This is a genomic window from Janthinobacterium sp. JF4 (genome assembly GCF_059617925.1).
In genome coordinates, this window is record NZ_JCAQAV010000045.1 from 18,579 (window position 1) to 39,185 (window position 20,607).

The following is a 20,607-nucleotide window of genomic DNA, read 5'->3' on the forward strand; positions in this document are numbered from 1 at the left end:
CGCCGATAATAAGGGCAAGCGGGGCAGTCCAGCCACACGCTTGCGCGTGATTACATGGTGAACGGAAACGGCTGCATGCCGGCCTGCCTGTCATCGGGCGCGACCACGGCCAGCAAGGCGCTCAAGCCCTGGTTCAGGTGCGCCAGGCTGTCGGCATCGAGCTGGTTCAGTGCACTGGGCAGCAAGCCGCGCGCCGGCTGCGGCGCGCCAGCGATCACGGCCTGCCCTTCCGCCGTCAGGGTCAGGGTGACCACGCGCTGGTCGGGCTGGTCGCGCGCCTTGCGCACATAGGCTTTTTTGACCAGCGCCTCGACCAGGTTGCTGGCCGTCGTCTGGTGGATGGACATCTTGCCAGCCAGCTCGCCCATGCGCAGGCCTGGCCGCTCCAGCAATTCCTGCATCACCCACAATTGCGCGCCCGACACGCCGCATTGCTTCTCGATCTGCGCCGAGTGGCGCTGCGCCGCGCGCATGACGACGCGCATGTTTTGCAAGGCCATGCCTTGCGCCCTGGCCATCGCCGAACCTTCCGCTTCCGCCACCATTGCCTCCAGTTATGCTGCCGGCTTCGCGCCTGCTGGCGGGCCGGAATCCCAGCATGATACCTGCAAGTGGACTCCTAGCGCATGGGGACTGGCTCGCCGGCTTGCCACGCCTGTTCCAGCACCAGCTTGCCTGCCTTGTCCCAGTGGCGCTCGATGCCGTGCTTCTTGCCATGGTCATATGGCACGATCTGCCGCAGGCTGCCGTCGCTGTACCAGGTTTGCAGCAAGCCGTGGCGCTGGCCTTCGGCAAACGGCGTCACGCTGGCGCGCACGCCGTTGGCATGCCAGTCCGTCGTGTCGCCATGGTCGCGCCCCTGTGCGTCTTTCTGCCACGCAAAATTGGGAAAGCCATTCGGGCCCCACGTTTGCAAGCTGAGTACGGCACCTTTCCGGTACAGCGTCTTGTTCGACACGACGCCATTGCCATGGCTTTCAAACGACCAGCCGTCGGGCTGCCCGTGCACCCAGACTGTCCGGGCCAGCACCTTGCCATCCTGCGCATACATGACGAACTCGCCCTCGCGCTGGCCATCGACGTACTGCCCCTTCCGGAACAGCTTGCCATCGGCATAAAACGATTCCTCCACGCCATCCATCTGGCCATTGCGTCGATACGAGCGGTTGCTGACGGCCCCGTTCGCGCCATGCGACACATACTCGCCATCGGCCATCTCGTCGCCGTGATACAGCGTGCGGCTCATCAGCTGGCCATTCTCGTGATACGTTTCCGAAATGCTGTCGCGCCCGTTCGGCAAGGCGGTCACCCGCTGCTGGACCTGGCCATTCTCGAAGTACACGCTGCCGCCAAGCAACTCCTCGCCCTGGGCATTGAAGTAGGTTTCGCGCAGCAGCTGGCCATTCTCGTAGTAGTACTTGCGAAAACGCACGAACTTGATCTGACTCAGGTCGAGGTCGGTGGCATAGGTTTCAAAGGCCAGCACGCCCGGCGTGTCGGGAAACTCGAGTTTCACGTGCCATGCACCCAGCGCCTCGTCGCGCTCGGGCGGCGTGCGCAGCGCATACGCGGCGCGGCGTTGGTTGCTGGGCATGAAATTTTCATCCAGATACATGGTGTGGTCTTCCTGTTGCAAGGTTGGCGTTGGCGCCGCCGACTGTTCCTGCGCTGCCAGCGGCAAGGCCGCACCCAGCGCGGCGGCCAGCAGCCAGCCCATCGTTTGTTGATTCTTCATGTTGCTCCATTGATCATGTTGCTTTGCGGCCACCATCATAAAGGCAAGCGTCGTTCGCCATGGGCACGATTGCCGCCCCCATGAAAAAGGCCGGGACGGACCTGCTGGTCCGGCTCCGGCCTGGCGGGTGCGCTGGCGCGCCAAGCATCAGCCCATGCCATCCTTGACGGGAGATAGCTGGCTCGCATGCAGACGCGCATACGCGCCGCCTTGTTGCAGCAAGGCCGCATGGCTGCCCGACTCCACCAGGCGCCCTCCCTGCATGACGACGATGCGGTCCGCGCTTTCGATGGTGGACAGCCTGTGGGCGATGACGATGGTGGTGCGGTTGCGCATCAGCACTTCCAGCGCCGCCTGCACCTGTCGCTCCGACTCCGTGTCCAGCGCGCTGGTGGCTTCGTCCAGCAGCAGGATAGGCGCGTCCTTGTACAGGGCGCGCGCGATGGCCAGGCGCTGGCGTTGCCCGCCCGACAGGCGCGAACCGTTCTGCCCTGCCTGCGTCGCGTAGCCTTGCGGCAGCTGCATGATGAAGTCGTGCGCATAGGCGGCGCGCGCCGATGCTTCGATGCGGGCCATGTCCGGGGCCGGGTCGCCATACGCGATATTCGCCGCCATGGTGTCGTTGAACAAAATCACATCCTGGCTGACGAGGGCGAACTGGCGCCGCAGGGCCAGCAGGGCGTAGTCGCGCAGGTCGACGCCGTCGAGCAGGATCTGGCCGCTGCTGACGTCATAGAAGCGCGGCAGCAAGCCCAGCAAGGTCGTCTTGCCGCCGCCGGAACCGCCCACCAGGGCCACCGTCTCGCCGGCGCGGATGTCGAGCGAGATATCGCTCAAGGCCGTGGGCGCATCGGGATCGTCGCTGTTGTAGCGGAAGTGCACGTTCTGCAAGGACAGATTGCCCTGCACGGCCGCCGGGGCCACTGTGCCCGGGTCCGGTTCCAGCGGCGTATCGATCAAACCAAAAACGGACTCGGCCGCCGCCAGGCCGCGCTGCAGCGGCTCATTGATCTTCGTCAAATTCTTGATCGGCGACTGCATCGCCATCAGCGCGCCCATGAAGGCAACGAAGGCGCCCGGCGTGATGGCGCCGCTTTGCGCGCGCAACATGGCAAAGTAAATCACGGAAGACAAGGTGATGCCGACGAGCATCATGATGAAGCCGGAATTCATGGCCGACGTAGCCGCATGCTTGACGGCCAACTGGCGGTTGCGCTTGACGACGTCGACGAAGCGCGCCTGTTCATAATCTTGCCCACCGAAAATTTTCACCACGCGCTGGCCGGCTATGCTCTCGTCCAGCACGGACGTCAGCTCGCCCACGGCTTGCTGCGAACTCTTGCTCAGGTGGCGCATGCGGCGTCCCGCAAGGGTCACGACGATGGCCACGATGGGCATCGACGCCATGCAGAACAGGGCCAATTTCACGTCGATGCTGAATAGCAGGATCAGGTAGCCGACGGTGGCGACGGAATCGCGCACCATCACGTTGAGCACGTTCAAGCCCGCCTGCGACACCTGGCTGGCGTCGAAAGCCACGCGCGACTGCGTCAGGCTGGTGGTGGTGGTATCGAAAAAGCGGCTGGGCAGGCGCATGATGGTGGCGAACATCTTTTCGCGCAAGTCGGCCTGCACCCGACTCGATAGCCATACGGAACCGTAATCGCCGGCAAAGCTCGACACCATGCGCAGCACGGCCAGGCCCAGGATAGTGGCGGGAATGACCCACAAGTCCACCTGCCCCGCCTGTGCCGGCAGGAAACGGTCGACCCAGCCCTGCAACATGCCCATCACGCCGGATGCGGGCGCGACCTGCGTGCTGGCCGTCGCGCGCATGGCGTCGACGACGTTTTGCAACTGGCGGATCAACAACACATCGGTGGCGGACGCCACGCCCACGGCCAGCAAGGTGGCGGCGACGATGGCGCCATAGCGGCGAAACTGGCCGGCCAGGCGGAAGAACAGGAGGCGACTTTGCTGCATGCAGGTGAGAAAAGAAAAGGTAAAGCGTGATTCTAACCGCTGCCAGACTTACCTAGAGGAAAGTCGCACCTTGCCGGTGCAGGACCGGCAAGGGAAATGCACGGGCAATCAGCTCTTCGCCACTTTCCACGCGGCCGTGCCGGCTTTGCAGACCTTCAGCTTGAGGGTCTGTTCCTGACCCTTGGCGTTCAGGCCCACCTGCACCTTGCGGCACGTTTGCGCGTCCGTCTTTTGCGTGTCGCTGGCCGTGATGTCGGCGGCGATGCGCACGGAATTGCGCAAGCCTTCATTGCTCCATTGCACGGTTTCGCCATCCTTCTTGTCATTGAGCACGTCGCTGACGGCTTTCACGAAGACGGGCTTGTCGTTCTTGTTCAGGTAAGCCATCGGCGTATCGGCCAGGAAACCCAGGCCGACGGCGGAAGCGGAAGCGCTGAAGACGACGCTGCCGAAGATCAGGGCGGACAGCAGTGTGGCGGGACGAATACGCATGGAAAACTCCTAGTAAAGTAAAGAATAGGGACCGGGGACCGCCGGGGCGGCCCTTAGCCGGGATCCGCCGGCGAAATACCCACAGCCAGCGAGGCATCGATGCTGGGCACAAAATAGATCGCCGACGACAACGCCGTGGAAAAATCCAGCAGCCTGTCCGTTTTGCTGACGCCATCATAGCCTACGCCGTACATTTTTTTCTGTAAAGCAAGTGCACGCTTGACTTGCTGCCGCTACGGGTTTTCAATGGCAATAGTTTCCTATTGTTAACCTTGCCTGCAGCCACTCTCCTGGCGCGGCAGCGATGAAAGGATGGCGGCGATGGCACTGGCACAAGAGCAGCCTCTGATGGACGCGTGGCAAACGGGCGGCTTGAAACCGCGCGCCTGCGATTGCGGCGGCACCGTTTTCACCATCCTGCACCAGCGTGTGATGGCGGACATGCGGCGCCGGCAATTTCTCGGCGGCGCGGCCGCCATGCTGGCGCCCTTCATCGGCCTGTCCACCAGCAACGCCATCGCCCAGCAGCCCAGGACCTCGGAACGCCCCCTGCTGCTGACCAATCTGCGCCTGTTTGATGGCACGGGCAAGGCGCCCCGTGCCGGCATCCACGTGCTGGTGACGGGCCCGACAATTACCGCCCTGCTGCCGGCCGGCGAGAAGGTGGACGGCGCGCAAGTGATCGATTGCCAGGGCAAACTGGTGATGCCGGGCCTGATCGACGCCCACTGGCACACCATGCTGGCCGCCATCAACCAGGTGACGGCCATGACGTCCGACGTCGGCTATCTGTACCTGGTGGCGGCGCAGGAAGCGCAGCGCACTCTGCTGCGGGGATTTACCTCCGTGCGCGAGCCGGGCGGCCCCGCCTTTGCATTACAACGCGCCATCGACGAAGGCATCGTCGACGGTCCGCGCATCTTCCCGTCGGGCGCCATGATTTCGCAGACTTCGGGCCACGGCGACTTCCGCCTGCGCTCGGAGATTCCCCGCGCGTCCAATGCGCCGCTGAGCATGGCCGAAACGGCGGGCATGGCCATGATCGCCGATGGCGAAGCGGAAGTGCTGCGCCGCGTGCGCGAGCAGCTGATGCTGGGTGCGACGCAAATCAAGATGATGGCCGGCGGCGGCGTCGCGTCGATGTACGACCCGCTCGACAGCACGCAGTATTCGGAGCGCGAACTGCGCGCCGGCGTGGAAGCGGCCGCCGACTGGGGCACCTATGTGATGGCCCACGTCTACACGCCGAAAGGCATCCAGCGGGCCATCCGCGCAGGCGTGCGCAGCATCGAGCATGGCCAGCTGGCCGACGACGAGTCCGTGCGCATGATGCGCGACGCGGGCACGTGGTGGAGCCTGCAGCCCTTCCTGCAGGATGAAGACAGCAATGTGTATCCCGATGCGGCACGCCAGGCCAGCCAGAAGATCGTAGCCGAAGGAACGGTACGCGCGTATGCGCTGGCGCAAAAGTACGGCATCAGGACGGGCTGGGGCACGGACATCCTGTTCAGTCCGAAAAATACGCCCACGCAGGGCCGGCAATTGGCCAAGCTCACGCGCTTTTACGATCCCCTGACCCTGCTGGCGCAGGCGACGGGACAGAATGGCGAACTGCTGGCCCTGTCCGGCCAGCGCTCGCCGTACCCGGGCACCTTGGGCAAGCTGGCCGTGGGCGCGCTGGCCGACTTGCTGGTGGCCGAGGGCGACCCGACGAAGAGTCTCGATTTCCTGGCCCGGCCGGAAGAAAACCTGCTGCTGATCATGAAGAACGGCCGCATCTACAAGGACAAATTGAGCCCGCCATTGGCAGGCTGAAGGCTGGCGCGTTGGCAACGGCGATGGCTTGCCGCATAATGCGCCCATGTTCAAACTGACTTTTCTCGGCACGTCATCCGGCGTGCCCACGCGCCACCGCAACGTTACGTCGCTGGCCCTGCAAACCACGCACAACCGCGACTGGTGGATGATCGATTGCGGCGAAGCCACACAGCACCGGCTGCAGCGCCTGCCCTTGTCCGTGCACGACCTGGTGGGCATCTGCATCACCCACGTGCATGGCGACCACAGCTATGGGCTGCCGGGCCTGCTGGCCAGCGCCTCGATGACGGGGCGCAAGAAGCCCTTGCTGCTGATCGCCCCGGCCGCCATCAAGGCCTGGATCGACGCCACCCTGCTGCACACGGAACTGTTTTTGACGTATCCGCTGATCCACATCGACGTGAACAGCGCGCCCGTCGTGCATGAAGCAGCGGGCTTGACCATCTCGCGCCATGCGCTGTCGCACCGCGCACCGAGCGTCGGTTATCGTTTCGCGCTGGAAACGAGCAGATGGAAGCTGGACAAGGCGGCCCTGCAGGCAGCCGGCGTGCCGCCCGGCCCCGCCTGGGGATTACTGCAAGCTGGCCAGGATGCGATCCTGGGCGATGGCACGGTATTAGCCGCCGCCACTTTCCGCCAGGTGGAGACGCAGCACGCCACGGTGGTGATCGGCGGCGACAACGACACGCCGGCGTTGCTGGCGGACGCCTGTGCCGGTGCGCAATTGCTCGTGCATGAAGCCACCTACACGGAAGCGATGCTGCAGAAAGTGGGGCCTGGCCCCACGCACAGTTCCGTGCAGCGCGTGGCGCAGTTCGCCGAAGCGGTCCGCCTGCCGAACCTGATCCTCACCCACTTCAGTGCCCGCTATCACCATGCAGAGGGCATGGCCGAGCTGGAAGCGGAAGCGCGGCTGCATTACTCAGGTGCACTGTTCCTGGCGCGCGATTTCGACAGCTATGAACTCGACGCGGCGGGCGTGCTCAGCAAGCAGCCGGCAAAGAAATCCAGTGGGGATTGACGCCGTACTGCGGATGCATGCAGTATGATCATACTCCTCCTGATGCAAACCGGGCATTGTGCCCCAATGTCTGCCCAAGAATATCGCCATGAAACTGATTGCCCTGCTTCTATCGCTGATTGCCACCTCGGCGAATGGCGGCACCTTGCAGCTGGACAAAGCCGCGACAGGCAAAGTGCGGCAAGCCGCCGATATCCGCTATATCAATCACGATGAAAAACAGACGTACCGGCTGAAAATCGGCAAGCAATGGATCGCTGGCAGTTGCAGCAGCAGCGGCACGGGCAATTTGCACGCGCTGCTGCTGGACATGAACTTCGACGGCCATGCCGACCTGTGGGTCACCGGCTACACGGAAAGCCAGGGGCGCATCCGCTGTTCCGACGTGTGGCTGTGGGATGCGTCAGCGAAACAATACCGTTTCAACAAACCATTCTCGGCGATTCCGAATCTGGATATCAGCATAGCCGATCAAGGCATCGCAGGCGGCATCGCCAATTGCGGCTGCGCGGCGCAATGCTTTTATGCAGACAGCTATGCCTGGCGGGCCGGTAAATTAATTGCCATTGCGCGGCGCGAACAGGATTGCGAGCGCTATCGTGAATATCGCTTGAATGACAAAAACGATTTCATTATCGTCAAGGATGAAATCATCGATAGCAGCAACCCCGGCCAGCAAGCCATCGAAAATACGAACGCCTATGACTGGCAGCGCCACGCGCAAACCATGCGCAAAGCCTGGGAGTAAATCCTTCACCACCATCGAACAATGAACGCCAACATGACGACACATCCAGCATCGATTACCTTCCACGCCGCCAGGGCGGACGACACCCCCGCCTTCATCGACTTGCGCGGCAAGACGCGGCAGAACGCCGTGTCCGCAGAGCGCCTGGCGGAAGTGGGCATCACGGCCGAGTCCTGGGCGGAAATGATGCGCTCGGGCAGCCTGCCTGGCCAGGTCTGCCATCACGATGGCCAGCTGGTCGGCTACTGCTTTGGCGAGCGCGACACGGGCGAAATCATCGTCCTGGCCCTGCTGCCGGAAGTCGAAGGCTTAGGTATCGGCAAGACCTTGCTGGAATTGGTGATGACGGAGCTGCGCGCGCAAGGCCACCAGCGGCTGTTCCTCGGCTGCTCCAGCGACCCCGCCTCGCGCTCCTACGGCTTTTACCGCTACTTGGGCTGGACGGCGACGGGCGAGACGGACAAGTATGGCGACGATGTGCTGGAGTTTCGCTTTACGGCCTAGCGCCTAGCCCGGCACGCGGTTGGCATCCCATACGCGCATCAACTGCGTGATGGCAGCGTCAAACACGGCATAGCCAACGCCATCGCGGGCCTGGATCGCCACGCCCGACAAAAAGCTGTCGAAGACGGACGCCAGCGCCGCTGCATCCGTACCAGCGGGCAATTCGCCGCTGGCCATGCCCCGCTCGACGCAGCGCACGAAGCCGGCGCGCGTGCGGGCGCGCGAAGCGGTGAGGGGCGCGGCCACGGCCGCATGCTCGGCCGTCGGCGCGCTCATACAGCCGAGCGCCACCATGCAGCCGGGAGGATGCCCCGGCTCGGACTGCATGCTGGCCGACTGTCGCAATGCCAGCTCGATGGCCGCGCGCGGCGCCAGGCCATCGTCCCACAGGCACTCCGTCACGCGTGCAAATGTGTCCAGATAGCATTGCGCCGCTTCGCGGAACAGCGCTTCCTTCGAGCCGAACGCCGCATAAAAGCTGGGCGCGGAAATGCCGCCGCCCAGGCTCGCCTTGAGCTGGCTCAAGGAAGTCGATTCATACCCCTGCTGCCAGAATAAAAACATGGCCTGCTCGACCGCTGCCTGCCGGTCGAACGTGCGCGGCCGTCCCATTTGCGCCATCCATCGCTCCTTCTCATCAACTCACTGCCACTTACATACTACTCGATACAGAAGTCATTGACAACGCGGCGCGCCATCGCCTATATTTATATCGATCGATACATATGTACCGCCACGACGGTCAGGGGCACTCCTGCGCCCGGCCGACTCGTCACACTTCCAAGGATTTTGCTTTGAATCACGCTACGCTCACCACCGGAGCCAGCCCCGCGCTGGCCGACCGCCTCCCCGTCGCCGGCCTGCTGGCTCTGGCCATGACGGGCTTTATCTGCATCGTCACGGAAACCTTGCCCGCCGGCTTGCTGCCGCAGATCAGCGCAGGGCTGGGCGTCAGCGCCGCGCTGGCTGGGAAAATGGTCACGGCCTATGCGCTCGGCTCCCTGCTGGCGGCCATTCCGCTCACCATCGCCACGCGCAGCTGGCGCCGCCGCAACGTGCTGCTGCTGACTATTCTCGGCTTTCTCGTGTTCAATACCGTGACGGCCCTGTCGTCGCACTACTGGCTGACCCTGGCGGCCCGCTTCTTTGCCGGCATGGCGGCCGGGCTGGCGTGGAGCTTGCTGGCAGGATATGCCCGGCGCATGGTCGCGCCCCACCAGCAAGGCCGCGCCCTGGCGCTGGCCATGGTGGGTGCGCCCGTCGCCCTGTCCCTGGGCGTGCCGCTGGGCACCCTGCTCGGTTCGCTCGTCGGCTGGCGCGCCGCGTTCTGGATCATTTCCGGTCTGACATTGATCCTCATCGCCTGGGTGCTGGCAAGGGTGCCGGACTACCCGGGCCAGTCCGTCCATGAGCGCTTGCCCTTGCGCCGCGTCTTCACGACACCGGGCGTGCGGCCCGTGCTGGCCGTCGTCATCGCCTGGATGCTGGCGCACAATATTCTCTACACCTACATCGCCCCGTTCGTGGCCCCTGCCGGATTGACGGGACGCATCGACCTGGTGCTGCTCGTCTTCGGCGCCGCTGCCATGGCCGGCATCTGGATCACGGGCAAGCTGGTCGAGCGCCACTTGCGCGCCACCGTGCTGGCCAGCCTGGCCGTGTTTGCCGCGACGGCACTCGTGCTGGGCCTCGCATCGCACATTCCCACCGTGATCTACCTGGGCATGGCCGTTTGGGGCTTGTCCTTCGGCGGCGCGGCAACGCTGTTGCAAACGGCGCTGGCCGACACGGCCGGCAGCGGCGCCGACGTGGCCTTGTCGATGAATGTGGTGGCGTGGAATGGGGCGATTGCGGCAGCGGGCGTGGTGGGCGGCACCCTGCTGGAAACCTGGGGCGCGGGTGCCTTCCCGTGGGCCATGGTGGCTTTGCTCGTGCTGGCGTTCGCGCTCGCCTGGTCGGCCAGCGCGCATGGTTTCCGGCCGGGACGGCGCAGCGGCGGCGCGCCCGTGGCCGGGCATTGAAACGACGCTGTTAGCTCGCCGCCGGCACATTCAGAATGCGGGGCGCGTGTCCCGTATGCGCGAGGAAATCGACCATTGTGGCATGTGGCAGCGCCACCGTGGCCGTGTTGCGCAAGGGATGGGCTTGCACAGAATCAGCGTCCCACACGGCCTGGTCCAGCACCAGTTCCACCGCCTGCGCGCTGTCGTGGATCAGCGCAAACAGGCTGACGGAGCCCGGCGTGATGCCCAGATGCCGCAGCAGGCGTTCGGGCGAGGCCATGCTCAGCTTACTGACTGGCAACAGCCGCGCCAGCGCCGCCAGGTCGATGCGCTTGTCGAAGGGCACGATGACGAGAAAATGCCGCCTCCCCTTCTCGTCGCGCACGAACAGGTTTTTCACCATCAGGCCGGACATGGCCGGCACGTGCATCAGTGCTTCATCGATGGTGTGCACGGCCGGGTGCTCGACGAACTGGACATCGCCAGCGCTGCTTTCCAGCCAGCGGGACAGGTTTTCTTGCATGGTGGTTCCTCAGCTTGGGCGCGATGAGGAATTGTAGCGGGTCGCTGTGCCGCTCGCTGCGGTCACTGTTAAGGTTTTTTCTCCGTCTCTTCCTTATCGGCCGCCGCCAACCCCCAGTCATTCCAGCCTTCGCCAAACAGCTCGATCGGATGCTGCGTGCGTTCGGAACCATTGCCGCAGCGCATGGCATCCGGCGGACAATACTTGTCGCAGCCCCAGCAGATGCGTTCGGGGTTCTTGGGGTTCAAGGGAAAAGGCTTGGCCATGGGGTGGGCGCCGGGGTCGGTTGGGGTCTTGTTGATGACTCTAGACCTGGCGTGGGGGACGGTCAAACGAATTTCGCTGGGGAATTTGTCCAGGATCAAGCTTGTGCAGATAATAGAACATCGGCACGGCGCCGCGCCCTACTCTAGATCGCTCCTGACGGATATGGCCACTTCCAGCACGGTCCGCGCATAGTTGACACCACCGTCCGCCGCAGGTTGCGCCTTGAGTTCGTCCAGCGCGCAGACCATCGTTACCATGGCGCCAGGCACGAACAGCCCGGTATCCTGCTTGTGATTCGTGCAGATGCTTTCGTCGACTGTCGAGCCATCCGCCAGGCGCAAGGTAAAGCTGTTGACTTGATCGCCACGGCGGCTGTCCTGCCCCGCGAAATACGTTCGTTCGATGATGCCCGTCACGGTTTGCGTCTGGACGCGCTTGGCCTCGATGCTTTTCCACCATGCTTCGGAAGCGAACAGGCCGTGGCTGCCTTTCAGGCCCATGTGGGGTCTGGAACTGTCGAGGGTGAGGGATTGGGTTTTGGCGATGCGAGCAGGGTCTTTTGCCAGGGCTTCAGCAAGGATGTAGACGGGTTTCATTGAGCTGCATTTTTCCGAGGACGCGAATTGACGTAGCTTATATAAGGTTGAAAATATCTGCTGAATGAATGGTGCTCCGTGTATGCCAGCACCTTATAATATTACCAATCATAACAAGCACCATATCTACCAACTCCCTTCATTAATCAAATAACCATGTCTTCAAAAATATTGGCTGGCCTGCTCTCTCGTTCGAAAACCTTGCGCGCATTAATGCTGTTTTCCTTCACACTCGCCTGTACCGCAGTGTCGGCCGAAGGCTTTCAAGGCATCACCGCCGGACAAACCTTGGGCAGCATCAAGGCACAATTTCCCGCTGCAAGCATTGAATCCGTGGAGGCCGCATGGGTAACGGAGTCAGACGGTTTCTATCGACTTTCAGGCCCGGGATTTCCCGGCAAGCTATACCTGGTGTTTTCAGACATGCGACCTTTTCAACGAAAAATGCTTGAAAAGATAAGTGAGAAAATCGAAGCTGCCCCCACAGGCACGATCACGAGAAAGGATATATTCACTTTCGAGTATTGGACAAAACTGGCCAATGAAACCACCGATAACAGCTTAAAAATCAGCAACATGCGCTGGGTACCGGACGCATCCATCCCGCTGCAGCGCTATATTACCAAGTATGGCAAACCCGACGAGTCGGGTTTCAGCGACGCTGACATGAAGCCCTATGTCGTGTGGAAAAAACGCGGCATCTATCTCAACTTATCAGATGATCAAAAACAGGTCCAGTCCGTTGAATTTTCTTTCTCAAAAGAAGAGGAACGCGTCGAGTGCCGCAAGAAGCATCAAAAAACCGATTGGGCCAAGGAGTGTGCATAAGACAGCACGGGAGCGTGCCGGATGAAGGCGGGATATGGGCAGACGGAGGCATTGCCGCTATGAAAGCTGGCTCATAGTAAGCACGAGGCGAGATTCAAGTCCCGTGGGGCAGCCATCACATGGAAGCTTGCTCTTCAATGTTTGCGCCAGATGACGTAGGCATTGCCGGCAGGCTCAAAATCGAGCGTCGGAGAATAGGGCATGGCGTCCGGGGCGGAGAGCAGTATCAAGGACACTTCTTCGCCGATGATGGCCTGCGTGCGCTTGACAAGTTCCTTGCCAATACCCAGGCCCTGATACTGCTTGTTGACGGCCAGATCCGACAGATAGCAGCAATACGCATAGTCCGTCAGCGACCGGGCCAATCCCACCAGCTCATTGTCCACCCAAGCCGACAGCAAGAGGCAAGGCGCGGTGAACAAGCTGTCGGTAACTTGTGTGACAATGCACACACTGGAAATGTGGGACCTTCCATATCTCTATCTGATATCGAACAGACTTGGCAAGGATTGTAAATATGTTGGCACCGTTACGATTGAATAAACGCATGTACACCTCCTCTGTCGCCGCCCTTTTTCTTGTTGCTGGCGTCTCATCGGCGCTCGCTGCCAGTCTTGACGAAGACCGGACGCGCGGTGACATACATGGCTTGTTTGAGATCAGGGATGCTGCAGTAAAGTTCATGGCAGCAGAGAACTCCAAAAACGGAACAAGGTGGCAGGTATTGGAGCCGAACCGGAAAATTCTGGTTGCGAGATGCGTGGTAGCTTTGCGTGTGAAATGGGTTCCGAAGAAGCATGGCCTGTCCGGACCGAATGTTGCGGTGAGTTGCGCCAAGACTGCAAAGCCTACGATACAGCAAAAATGGGAAGTGTTTGTGCCGATCGCCAAGGAATCACAACGCGCCGCAGCTATTCCAGTCAATTCCGGAGTGACACCGCTTATTTAGAGCCGTGAAGGAACTGGGTTTCGACGTATTTGACGACATGGTTGCGACATTCGCGAGGGTGTGGCGGGAGAGTCCATCCTTAAAAAAGGGACATCAAAATTCTTCAAAATATCAAGCGTGCGATAAAAAAGCCAGTCAAATGACTGGCTTTTTTATTATGTTGGACTTTCTTGAAACTGTTTTGCATTATCACAAATCTCATACCATGCAGGCTTGGAGGCAACATGCACATGAAATTGTATTCTTAGCTCAGGGTCATCATCCAGGCAGTTAACTGATATTGGAAATGAATCATTCTCTGAACCGATTTCCCCCAAAGAAGTCCCGCAGTTTTTGCAAAAAGTTCTTGCATATTTAAAGGGAGGCTCTGGCTCATATCGCTGAATAAATTCCCGCCCCTCCAGCAAGGTAAATGAATTTTTATCAACGAAGGCCAAGGCACTCGCTCCGGCCTTCCGACAACGAGAACAGTGACACATGCCCATCATGCCTGGGGGGGATGCCAATTCAAACTTTACTGAGCCACAGCAGCAACTGCCTTTGATCATGAGGTGTCCTTGTTGAACGTTGATACTGTATTTTTACACAGTACTCCTGGATAGACAAGGCACACATGGAGGAGTGTTTCAGAACCCAAAACAGACAACACCGTACGGGTGCTAGGGTCCGTTGCGCCATTCAGAGACGGACTGATGCGGATGCGGCATCCAAACGGTACCAACGCCCGAAACAAGGTTTCTGACCATCATGGGAGGGTCATGTCCAGACCGACCATCCTGACAAAGACGAAGGTGACGAGCCCCACGCCCAGGAGCAATAGCACAAAGACTGCGGCCACTTTGCCACCGGCGCGCAGCACCGCGCGCGCTCCCCTCTCCTTCTTCCCTTGATCGTAATGCCACTTGATGGCGAAGAACATGCCAATGCTGAGCACGAGCGCCTTGAACGTAACGAGAACTATAGGAGTCCAATCCATCATTTTGCGTATTTCCAGTCTATTACTTGACACTATCTATCGTGAGGAGCACTACCTCAGAACGCTGCTTCAGCAGCTTCTGTTCAAACCATCCCCCAGGCATCCTGGCTGACTCTTTCATTATAGCTACCTGTGAAATCACCGTGGCATCGGGCGCAGTGATTTGCCGAATGCAGACGAGCAAGGAGAAAACGTCAGCGACTGCCATGCAAGGATGGTGTTGCTGCACGTTCTGATGCATACTACTTGAAAACAATTTCCATACATTGAGACAAAATTTCCCCGTTAAAAACCATGCAAGATGAACATTTGACTATCTGGTTGCCGCGCTTGGCCGCGAACAAAGGACCACGTTTTTTGCAGATTGCGGATGCGTTGCAGGCGGCGGTGGCAGACGGATCGTTGACACCGGGTGAACGTCTGCCGACGCAGCGCCAGTTGGCAGCACAGCTGGACCTCGACCTGACGACGATCACGCGCGCATACGACGAAGCCAGACGCCGCAACTTGCTGGAGGGCCGCGGCGCCCGAGGCACTTACGTCGCAGCGCCGAAAGTCGAATTGACCGCTATCCTCGACCTGAGCATGAATACCCCGCCGCCGCCGGATGGCGTGGACTTCGACGACATGTTGAAACAAGGTTTGTCTCAAGTATTGATGCGGGCAGATAATGAATTGCTGATGACCTACCACTTGGGCGGGGGAAGCGACTCCGACCGCAAGGCTGGGGCCAAATGGCTGGCGCCGATGTTTGGACAGCTGGACTCTCGACAGGTTGTTGTCTGTCCGGGTGCGCAAGCGGCGATCGCCGCATTGATCCTTGCGCTGACGGAGCCTGGCGATGTGATCCTGGCAGAGCCAACGAATTATCCCGGCCTGCGTGCCGCGGCGACGCAATTCGGCCGGCACATCATTGCGGTGGAAGCGGACAAGCACGGGATGGTGCCTGAGATGCTTGAAGAAGCGTGCCACCAGCACAAGCCTGGGCTGGTCTACCTCAATCCAACCTTACAGAACCCGAGCGCCATCACCATTCCGGAACGCCGGCGCAAGGAGCTCGCCAGCATCGCGCAGCGCTGCAATGTACGCATCGTCGAGGACGATCCCTACTGGCTCCTTGCCGATTCCCCGCCGCCGCCTGTTGCCACGTTCGCCCCGGAACAGGTGTACTACATCTCGACCCTGTCGAAATGCCTGACGCCCGGCTTGCGTGTCGCCTTCGTGCTGATACGCGACCCGATTGAGCGCGAACGTTTCCTGGTCGCTCTAAGATCATTTGCGCTGATGGCCGCTCCCCTGACGGCCGCACTGGCCACTCAGTGGATACTCGACGGTTCGGCTGACAGATTGATGCAAGGCGTGCGCAACGAGGCGCGCCTGCGCCACCGGATGGCGCGGGATATTCTGGCAGGGCGCTACAGCGGCAGTGGTGACGGCCTGCATGTATGGCTCGAGTTGCCGGCATATTGGAGCTCCTCACAGCTTGCGCGTGCAGCCGGCAGCGAAGGCATCGCAGTCACGCCGGCGGAGGCATTCGCAACTGGCAACGGATCCGTGAATGCAATTCGGATCTCTTTGGGTAGCATCAAGGACCGTGGACGCTTGCAGGCCGGTCTTCAACGGCTGTCGCATCTGCTTGCGCGGCGGCCCGAGTCGTTCAGCGCTGCTGTGGTTTGAACTCGGCCTCGATAGAGTGCCTCTTTACATTTTCCCAACATCTCCATCACGACGAATTTCCTCTTCCTGCAAACTTTCCTGCTCAAGCTGATCTTTTGCCTCGGGAGCAAAACGCAGAATCAGGCAGGCAACGATGGCGGACAACAAGGAGCCCAGCAGGATGCCGATTTTGGCTTCCTCAATATATTCCGGATGGCCGGGGAATGCCAGGCCGCTGACGAACAGGCTCATCGTAAAGCCAATGCCGCACAGCATCGAGATTGCGTAAATTTGCAGCCAGCTGGTTCCCCGTGGCTTGCTGGCAAGTCCGGTCTTGACCGCCAGCAGTACCCCACCAAATACGCCCAGTTGCTTGCCCAGGAAAAGACCAGCCGCGATGCCCAGCGGCAACGGCGCCAGCAGGGCGGACGGTGACAGTCCCGCAAACGAGACGCCGGCGTTGACAAAGCCAAATACCGGCACGATCAGGAAGCCGACCCACGGATGCAATGCATGTTCGAGCCGATGCAGCGGCGAAGCGGGAGCATCCGGCGTGCCTGGAGATGGGATATAGGGAATTAGAAAGGCCCCCACGACACCGGCAATCGTCGCGTGCACACCCGAGAGCAGCGTCACATACCACAGCAGTGCCAGGCCGATCAGATACGGCCACAGTTTCATGACGCGCAGCTTGTTTAAGGCAAACAGGGCGACAAGGATGGCAGCTGCGGCGACAAGCGCACTGGCATTAATGGTGGAGGTATAGAAAACGGCGATGATGGCGACAGCGCCCATGTCATCGATAATGGCAACCGAGACCAGCAGTAACTTCAAGGACAGCGGCGCATGGCGTCCCAGCAGTGCCAGAGCTCCCATGGCAAACGCAATGTCGGTGGCGGCGGGTATCGCCCAGCCGTTCGACAGCGATGGCTGTTGCGCGGTCAGGCACACGTAAATGACTGCCGGGAACGCCATGCCCAGTAGGGCCGGCAATGCCGGCAAGCGCCGTTGCTCCCACGTGGAGAGCCGCCCGTCGACCAGTTCCCGCTTGATTTCGAGTCCTACCAGCAGAAAAAAGATCGCCATCAGCCCATCGTTGACCCAGAGGTGGGTTGTCATCGGACCGAGTTTGTCGCTCAGGACAGGACCGGTTTGACCATGCAAGAAATCTTGGTAAAAGCCGACCCACGGGCTGTTGGCGATGAGCAAGGCGGCCACGGCTGCCGCCATCAGCAGGATGCCGCCTGCCGCGTCACTGGCGAGACAGCGCTGTAGAACGGAATGGTGTTGCGCTGGTGGTGATGCGGTAGTGCTCATGCGTTTAGCTCCTTGAACGAAGGGAAGTTCACGTCGCACCAGCCATCGCGAGCGAACGCAGGTTCAACGAGATCAAGCACGCAAGATGGGCGAGCGCGGGCACAAGCTGACTGGGCCGAGGTGGACGAGAAATGGGAAAATACAGAAGCCGCAGAAAACGGTATCTGAGACAGTTGATGCCAATAAAATTGGAACGCTGCGCGCATGATAAAACCTCACGGAAAACGAAAATGTCGTTCTCCGTATTCGGGTAAAAGCCCCGGGCGCACGCAGCACACGCCGAGCCTTTATTATACCGCAGTGGCGGCGTCCCTTTAAAGTTAAGGCCGCCTACAGAACGCCCGCAGCATCCATCGTTAGCGCTCGCCTGGCACCACACCAAGTACCTTTTCTGCGACATACGTCAACATCAACGCGACGCGAGGGGCAGGTCCGGCGTTCAAAAACGGACTGATGCGTTGGGCGCTGCAAAAGCTGGCTCAGTCGAAAACCTAATTAGAAGCACAAACGCGCGCCCACGGCGCGCGGGGTTGCCGCGCAGCGGCAGCAAGTGGAGGATACCGGGCGGGCTGGGCAGGTAGGCCCAGCCCTTCGAATCTCACACGCAGGGCGCGCAGGCGCCCTGCTCGCTTCCGCCAGGCAATAAAAAACCGCCACGAAGGCGGTTTCTTTATTTTCTGGCGGAAGCGGTGTAATGCAAATGACTAATCTTTATGCGGCTTTCCACAAGAAAAATAAGAACCGTACCTACTACGCTACCTACGATGGTACATCGGTACAAAAAAATCTTTGCGCACCTGCGTCCCACGCGCGATACCTCTAAGCAGGAACACGTACGGACGCTGTACTTTTTTGGTGGGAGTACCTGGCAAGGTGAGGTGGGTTCTATTCCCGCCGAATCCACCACTAAATTGTTTAGAATCAATCAGTTAGAAAAAATAAGGCTGTCATTATTTGTGTTGTTTTTGGGCTATTTTAGCCTGGAAATGACAACAAAATGACAGCCTTTTTCTTTACCTGCATCTCATACTATGACCCAAGTCAAAATTTAGTCATCACCTGCCGTTTCGCCTCTTCCAAGCCAAGGGAGCTGGTGGGCCCATGGTTACCATCTGCAAAATAAAATCGAAGTTCATCGCCGTCCTGCAAAGTCCAGGCATCGACCGTCACGACATCGTAAGGAAATGCCAACCTTACAACATTAATCTTATACTTGACTCCTAGTTGCATCTTCGGAGATAGAAGTACACTCAGCGTCAGACCTGTCTTTAATAGTTTGTAGCCTGCCGGTCCAGGATATGGTTTCATAAATTTCCTCTATGCATGCCAATATAATCTAAGCATTTCTTACTTTTACCATTGATTGCGATTTATGAGTGTTAGTTTGCGCACCGAATTGACTATCCTGATTTGCATCACATCACCCTCGGAAAATACTTTGCACAAATACAACACATCAAGGTTAAAAACCGGCTATCCTCTTTCCACCGGCTCGAAGTCGTGCCTGCGACGAATCAAGACATCATTAAATTTTCTCCCAATCGGGCACAACGTCAGGAGACACTTTGAGATTTCTCGTCGTTGTGCAGCATCGCGGCACATCCACCCAGCCAATCCGCTTTGCTCAGGGAAGTGTCATCACTATCAGCAAAAAGTTCAAAAGTGACAGAGGCGGGGACTACTGGTATTTCTGTAGTGCGCCGGATTCTCTGACAGGCTGGGTGCCAGAGGAAATCATCGAACAACTCGCCCTCGGTAGCGGCAAAGCGTTAGAAGATTTCTCAGCCTTGGAATTGAATGTCGATACCGGTGACGTATTGATCGGGTCAAGGATTCTGAATGGCTGGCTGTGGTGCCACCGCCCCTCAGAAACTCGCCGGGGCTGGGTCCCACTGAAAAATCTGCGAAGAACTGACCACGATTAGCGAGCGGTCAACGTTCTTGATGCAGTAAAGAACCGGACACTATTTTCTGGATGTTCATCCATCCAATATGGGCCATACAGCTGAGATTCAGCACCGTCAGCACACAAAACCGGCCGTTCCCACGTTGAAACACCACCCGCACCAAAAGCCGCTCAAAGTGCGTCAAAATGCGTCAAATCGCACGCCCCCTTTTCGCCCCGCCGCGCCAGTCCTCATGCGCCTTCGGCCATGGCGCAAATTTGAGTCAAAAGAGCCCTATATAGCGGGCAGGTGTGGAGGGGGGACAACTGCGCGCGCCGGGCCGAAACGGGCCTTTTTCTTGCTCCAAGAGCAACATCATTCGTCTGGACGTGAAAAAACCGCCTCATGGGCGGCTTGTGCGGTGGCTGGGGCGCTTTAGCGCGGCTGGGCTGCGCGCCCCCGCCCTGCCCGCTATCGCGGCGTGGCGCTCATCCTGCGCGGCCGGCGCGCGCCTTGGCCGCTTGCTCCTTCTCGTAATCGTCGCGGCAGTCCACGTTGCAGAACAGCAGCGCAGGCGCCAGCGTCTCGTCGCAGTAGTGGCAGCAGCCATGCGCCACCAGGCCCGGCCGGCGCCTTACGGCGGCCAGGCCGCGCGCCACTTCGGCAAAGATGATCTTGTCGGTATTGTCTACGTGGTCGCTCATTGCGCGCCCTCCCCGCCCGTGGCCAGGTCATACGGGGCGAAGCGCACCACTTCCACGCCGGCCCATTCGTTGATCGCCATGAACTGCGCTTGCAGCGGCACCAGCTCGTTGCGGGCGAAGACGCGCGCGGCAGGCTCGACGGCGCCGAAGCCGCCGGCATTGTTCGGCAGGATGCCCATCAGCTGGGGCGGCACGCGGTGCGCGGCCAGCTGGTCGTCGCGCGTGACGCTCTTGATGTTGAAAAACTCGTCCTTGGCGGCCACGTCCGACACCGGCAAAATCTGGATGCCGTCCTTCTTGCCGTTCGGCGCGTACATGAACAGGTTGCGGAAATTGCCCGGCCCCTTGCTGTCGCGCATGGCCTGGCGCAGGTTGTCCACGTCTTGCGTGTTGGCGGCGGCGTCCGTCATGTAGAACACGAAACCGGCGTGAGAGCCGTTCTTGTAATACTTGCGGCGGAACAAAGTCGCCGCCTCGTTGAGCCAGGCCGATTGCAGCGCGCTCAAGTACTGCGGCACGCCGTACAGCTCCTGATTCACGTCCGGTTCCATCAGGTGAAACACGCGGCCCTTGTCGAACTGGTGCACGGCCTGGTAGCCGT

The 20,607-nt window shown here is 60.1% G+C and carries 25 protein-coding genes; 9 read left to right on the top strand and 16 right to left on the bottom strand.

Features of this window, described 5'->3' with window-relative positions; all coding sequences use genetic code 11:
- Positions 1 to 50 precede the first annotated feature (50 nt).
- The 5 genes from AC54AF_RS23475 to AC54AF_RS23495 all read right to left on the bottom strand — a co-directional run bounded on the left by AC54AF_RS23475 (position 51) and on the right by AC54AF_RS23495 (position 4,404).
- Entirely contained in the window at positions 51 to 545 is a 495-nt protein-coding gene (locus AC54AF_RS23475; RefSeq protein ID WP_496638476.1) for a MarR family winged helix-turn-helix transcriptional regulator, read from the bottom strand.
- A 74-nt stretch (positions 546 to 619) separates the two neighbouring features.
- Complete coding sequence (locus AC54AF_RS23480) at positions 620 to 1,735, bottom strand: toxin-antitoxin system YwqK family antitoxin (protein WP_496638477.1); 1,116 nt, start codon at positions 1,733 to 1,735, stop codon at positions 620 to 622.
- 147 nt (positions 1,736 to 1,882) lie between these two features.
- Positions 1,883 to 3,718 (bottom strand): lipid A export permease/ATP-binding protein MsbA, encoded by a 1,836-nt coding sequence (msbA, locus tag AC54AF_RS23485; protein ID WP_496638478.1) that lies wholly within the window; start codon positions 3,716 to 3,718, stop codon positions 1,883 to 1,885.
- A 108-nt stretch (positions 3,719 to 3,826) separates the two neighbouring features.
- The gene (locus AC54AF_RS23490) at positions 3,827 to 4,210 is read right to left on the bottom strand and encodes a hypothetical protein (RefSeq protein ID WP_496638479.1); all 384 of its coding nucleotides are present in this window, start codon (positions 4,208 to 4,210) and stop codon (positions 3,827 to 3,829) included.
- Positions 4,211 to 4,263: 53 nt separating this feature from the next.
- Positions 4,264 to 4,404, bottom strand: coding sequence for a hypothetical protein (locus AC54AF_RS23495; protein ID WP_496638480.1), 141 nt, complete (start codon positions 4,402 to 4,404; stop codon positions 4,264 to 4,266).
- A 127-nt stretch (positions 4,405 to 4,531) separates the two neighbouring features.
- Between AC54AF_RS23495 and AC54AF_RS23500 the strand changes: the two genes are divergently transcribed.
- The 4 genes from AC54AF_RS23500 (at position 4,532) to AC54AF_RS23515 (ending at position 8,301) form a co-directional block, all read left to right on the top strand.
- On the top strand, positions 4,532 to 6,025 hold the full coding sequence (locus AC54AF_RS23500) for a metal-dependent hydrolase family protein (protein ID WP_496638481.1): 1,494 nt from the start codon (positions 4,532 to 4,534) through the stop codon (positions 6,023 to 6,025).
- Between the two features lie 46 nt (positions 6,026 to 6,071).
- Complete coding sequence (locus AC54AF_RS23505) at positions 6,072 to 7,049, top strand: ribonuclease Z (RefSeq protein WP_496638482.1); 978 nt, start codon at positions 6,072 to 6,074, stop codon at positions 7,047 to 7,049.
- 88 nt (positions 7,050 to 7,137) lie between these two features.
- Positions 7,138 to 7,797: an XAC2610-related protein gene (locus AC54AF_RS23510; protein WP_496638483.1), complete on the top strand. Its 660-nt coding sequence runs from the start codon at positions 7,138 to 7,140 to the stop codon at positions 7,795 to 7,797.
- A gap of 33 nt (positions 7,798 to 7,830) precedes the next feature.
- Positions 7,831 to 8,301 (top strand): GNAT family N-acetyltransferase, encoded by a 471-nt coding sequence (locus AC54AF_RS23515; protein WP_496638484.1) that lies wholly within the window; start codon positions 7,831 to 7,833, stop codon positions 8,299 to 8,301.
- Positions 8,302 to 8,304: 3 nt separating this feature from the next.
- Here the strand turns inward: AC54AF_RS23515 and AC54AF_RS23520 are convergent, their stop codons facing one another.
- A complete protein-coding gene (locus AC54AF_RS23520) occupies positions 8,305 to 8,922 on the bottom strand; it encodes a TetR/AcrR family transcriptional regulator (protein WP_496638485.1) in 618 nt (205 codons plus the stop codon).
- A 254-nt stretch (positions 8,923 to 9,176) separates the two neighbouring features.
- Here AC54AF_RS23520 and AC54AF_RS23525 point away from each other — a divergent pair, with 254 nt between their 5' ends.
- Positions 9,177 to 10,322 (top strand): MFS transporter, encoded by a 1,146-nt coding sequence (locus tag AC54AF_RS23525; protein ID WP_496638498.1) that lies wholly within the window; start codon positions 9,177 to 9,179, stop codon positions 10,320 to 10,322.
- Positions 10,323 to 10,332: 10 nt separating this feature from the next.
- Here AC54AF_RS23525 and AC54AF_RS23530 read toward each other — a convergent pair whose 3' ends face one another.
- From AC54AF_RS23530 to AC54AF_RS23540, 3 genes are all read right to left on the bottom strand, one after another.
- A complete protein-coding gene (locus AC54AF_RS23530; protein ID WP_496638486.1) occupies positions 10,333 to 10,827 on the bottom strand; it encodes a prolyl-tRNA synthetase associated domain-containing protein in 495 nt (164 codons plus the stop codon).
- 68 nt (positions 10,828 to 10,895) lie between these two features.
- Complete coding sequence (locus tag AC54AF_RS23535; RefSeq protein WP_496638499.1) at positions 10,896 to 11,093, bottom strand: DUF3079 domain-containing protein; 198 nt, start codon at positions 11,091 to 11,093, stop codon at positions 10,896 to 10,898.
- A gap of 138 nt (positions 11,094 to 11,231) precedes the next feature.
- Positions 11,232 to 11,690: an immunity protein RhsI2 family protein gene (locus tag AC54AF_RS23540; protein WP_496638487.1), complete on the bottom strand. Its 459-nt coding sequence runs from the start codon at positions 11,688 to 11,690 to the stop codon at positions 11,232 to 11,234.
- Between the two features lie 156 nt (positions 11,691 to 11,846).
- Here AC54AF_RS23540 and AC54AF_RS23545 point away from each other — a divergent pair, with 156 nt between their 5' ends.
- A complete protein-coding gene (locus AC54AF_RS23545; protein WP_131688085.1) occupies positions 11,847 to 12,518 on the top strand; it encodes a hypothetical protein in 672 nt (223 codons plus the stop codon).
- 134 nt (positions 12,519 to 12,652) lie between these two features.
- On the opposite strand, the gene AC54AF_RS23550 is transcribed toward AC54AF_RS23545, so the two are convergent.
- Entirely contained in the window at positions 12,653 to 12,940 is a 288-nt protein-coding gene (locus AC54AF_RS23550) for a GNAT family N-acetyltransferase (RefSeq protein WP_496638488.1), read from the bottom strand.
- A 125-nt stretch (positions 12,941 to 13,065) separates the two neighbouring features.
- Here AC54AF_RS23550 and AC54AF_RS23555 point away from each other — a divergent pair, with 125 nt between their 5' ends.
- Positions 13,066 to 13,467 (top strand): hypothetical protein, encoded by a 402-nt coding sequence (locus tag AC54AF_RS23555; protein ID WP_496638489.1) that lies wholly within the window; start codon positions 13,066 to 13,068, stop codon positions 13,465 to 13,467.
- A gap of 155 nt (positions 13,468 to 13,622) precedes the next feature.
- On the opposite strand, the gene AC54AF_RS23560 is transcribed toward AC54AF_RS23555, so the two are convergent.
- Both AC54AF_RS23560 and AC54AF_RS23565 read right to left on the bottom strand, forming a co-directional pair.
- Complete coding sequence (locus tag AC54AF_RS23560) at positions 13,623 to 14,015, bottom strand: GFA family protein (protein ID WP_131689852.1); 393 nt, start codon at positions 14,013 to 14,015, stop codon at positions 13,623 to 13,625.
- A gap of 197 nt (positions 14,016 to 14,212) precedes the next feature.
- On the bottom strand, positions 14,213 to 14,446 hold the full coding sequence (locus tag AC54AF_RS23565) for a hypothetical protein (RefSeq protein ID WP_496638490.1): 234 nt from the start codon (positions 14,444 to 14,446) through the stop codon (positions 14,213 to 14,215).
- 291 nt (positions 14,447 to 14,737) lie between these two features.
- Here AC54AF_RS23565 and AC54AF_RS23570 point away from each other — a divergent pair, with 291 nt between their 5' ends.
- Positions 14,738 to 16,120, top strand: coding sequence for an aminotransferase-like domain-containing protein (locus AC54AF_RS23570; protein ID WP_496638491.1), 1,383 nt, complete (start codon positions 14,738 to 14,740; stop codon positions 16,118 to 16,120).
- 24 nt (positions 16,121 to 16,144) lie between these two features.
- Here AC54AF_RS23570 and nhaA read toward each other — a convergent pair whose 3' ends face one another.
- Together nhaA and AC54AF_RS23580 are read right to left on the bottom strand one after the other, a co-directional pair.
- Positions 16,145 to 17,416 carry a Na+/H+ antiporter NhaA gene (gene nhaA / locus AC54AF_RS23575; protein WP_496638492.1) on the bottom strand — a complete coding sequence of 424 codons (1,272 nt, stop codon included), beginning with the start codon at positions 17,414 to 17,416 and terminating at the stop codon, positions 16,145 to 16,147.
- Positions 17,417 to 18,457: 1,041 nt separating this feature from the next.
- Positions 18,458 to 18,724 (bottom strand): hypothetical protein, encoded by a 267-nt coding sequence (locus tag AC54AF_RS23580; protein ID WP_496638493.1) that lies wholly within the window; start codon positions 18,722 to 18,724, stop codon positions 18,458 to 18,460.
- A 257-nt stretch (positions 18,725 to 18,981) separates the two neighbouring features.
- Here AC54AF_RS23580 and AC54AF_RS23585 point away from each other — a divergent pair, with 257 nt between their 5' ends.
- Positions 18,982 to 19,341, top strand: a complete 360-nt coding sequence (locus tag AC54AF_RS23585) for an SH3 domain-containing protein (protein ID WP_496638494.1) — start codon at positions 18,982 to 18,984, stop codon at positions 19,339 to 19,341.
- Positions 19,342 to 19,790: 449 nt separating this feature from the next.
- Here the strand turns inward: AC54AF_RS23585 and AC54AF_RS23590 are convergent, their stop codons facing one another.
- Positions 19,791 to 20,006 carry a hypothetical protein gene (locus tag AC54AF_RS23590; protein ID WP_496638495.1) on the bottom strand — a complete coding sequence of 72 codons (216 nt, stop codon included), beginning with the start codon at positions 20,004 to 20,006 and terminating at the stop codon, positions 19,791 to 19,793.
- The coding region (locus tag AC54AF_RS23595; protein WP_496638496.1) for a phage portal protein at positions 20,003 to 20,607 on the bottom strand (605 nt) is incomplete at its 5' end. The genes AC54AF_RS23595 and AC54AF_RS23590, both read right to left, overlap by 4 nt.

Coding starts and splice junctions, on each gene's coding strand:
- AC54AF_RS23475 (WP_496638476.1), bottom strand. CDS start 545: ATGGTGGCGGAAGCGGAAGGTTCGGCGATGGCCAGGGCGCAAGGCATG.
- AC54AF_RS23480 (WP_496638477.1), bottom strand. CDS start 1,735: ATGAAGAATCAACAAACGATGGGCTGGCTGCTGGCCGCCGCGCTGGGT.
- msbA (WP_496638478.1), bottom strand. CDS start 3,718: ATGCAGCAAAGTCGCCTCCTGTTCTTCCGCCTGGCCGGCCAGTTTCGC.
- AC54AF_RS23490 (WP_496638479.1), bottom strand. CDS start 4,210: ATGCGTATTCGTCCCGCCACACTGCTGTCCGCCCTGATCTTCGGCAGC.
- AC54AF_RS23495 (WP_496638480.1), bottom strand. CDS start 4,404: ATGTACGGCGTAGGCTATGATGGCGTCAGCAAAACGGACAGGCTGCTG.
- AC54AF_RS23500 (WP_496638481.1), top strand. CDS start 4,532: ATGGCACTGGCACAAGAGCAGCCTCTGATGGACGCGTGGCAAACGGGC.
- AC54AF_RS23505 (WP_496638482.1), top strand. CDS start 6,072: ATGTTCAAACTGACTTTTCTCGGCACGTCATCCGGCGTGCCCACGCGC.
- AC54AF_RS23510 (WP_496638483.1), top strand. CDS start 7,138: ATGAAACTGATTGCCCTGCTTCTATCGCTGATTGCCACCTCGGCGAAT.
- AC54AF_RS23515 (WP_496638484.1), top strand. CDS start 7,831: ATGACGACACATCCAGCATCGATTACCTTCCACGCCGCCAGGGCGGAC.
- AC54AF_RS23520 (WP_496638485.1), bottom strand. CDS start 8,922: ATGGCGCAAATGGGACGGCCGCGCACGTTCGACCGGCAGGCAGCGGTC.
- AC54AF_RS23525 (WP_496638498.1), top strand. CDS start 9,177: ATGACGGGCTTTATCTGCATCGTCACGGAAACCTTGCCCGCCGGCTTG.
- AC54AF_RS23530 (WP_496638486.1), bottom strand. CDS start 10,827: ATGCAAGAAAACCTGTCCCGCTGGCTGGAAAGCAGCGCTGGCGATGTC.
- AC54AF_RS23535 (WP_496638499.1), bottom strand. CDS start 11,093: ATGGCCAAGCCTTTTCCCTTGAACCCCAAGAACCCCGAACGCATCTGC.
- AC54AF_RS23540 (WP_496638487.1), bottom strand. CDS start 11,690: ATGAAACCCGTCTACATCCTTGCTGAAGCCCTGGCAAAAGACCCTGCT.
- AC54AF_RS23545 (WP_131688085.1), top strand. CDS start 11,847: ATGTCTTCAAAAATATTGGCTGGCCTGCTCTCTCGTTCGAAAACCTTG.
- AC54AF_RS23555 (WP_496638489.1), top strand. CDS start 13,066: ATGTACACCTCCTCTGTCGCCGCCCTTTTTCTTGTTGCTGGCGTCTCA.
- AC54AF_RS23560 (WP_131689852.1), bottom strand. CDS start 14,015: ATGATCAAAGGCAGTTGCTGCTGTGGCTCAGTAAAGTTTGAATTGGCA.
- AC54AF_RS23565 (WP_496638490.1), bottom strand. CDS start 14,446: ATGATGGATTGGACTCCTATAGTTCTCGTTACGTTCAAGGCGCTCGTG.
- AC54AF_RS23570 (WP_496638491.1), top strand. CDS start 14,738: ATGCAAGATGAACATTTGACTATCTGGTTGCCGCGCTTGGCCGCGAAC.
- nhaA (WP_496638492.1), bottom strand. CDS start 17,416: ATGAGCACTACCGCATCACCACCAGCGCAACACCATTCCGTTCTACAG.
- AC54AF_RS23580 (WP_496638493.1), bottom strand. CDS start 18,724: ATGAAACCATATCCTGGACCGGCAGGCTACAAACTATTAAAGACAGGT.
- AC54AF_RS23590 (WP_496638495.1), bottom strand. CDS start 20,006: ATGAGCGACCACGTAGACAATACCGACAAGATCATCTTTGCCGAAGTG.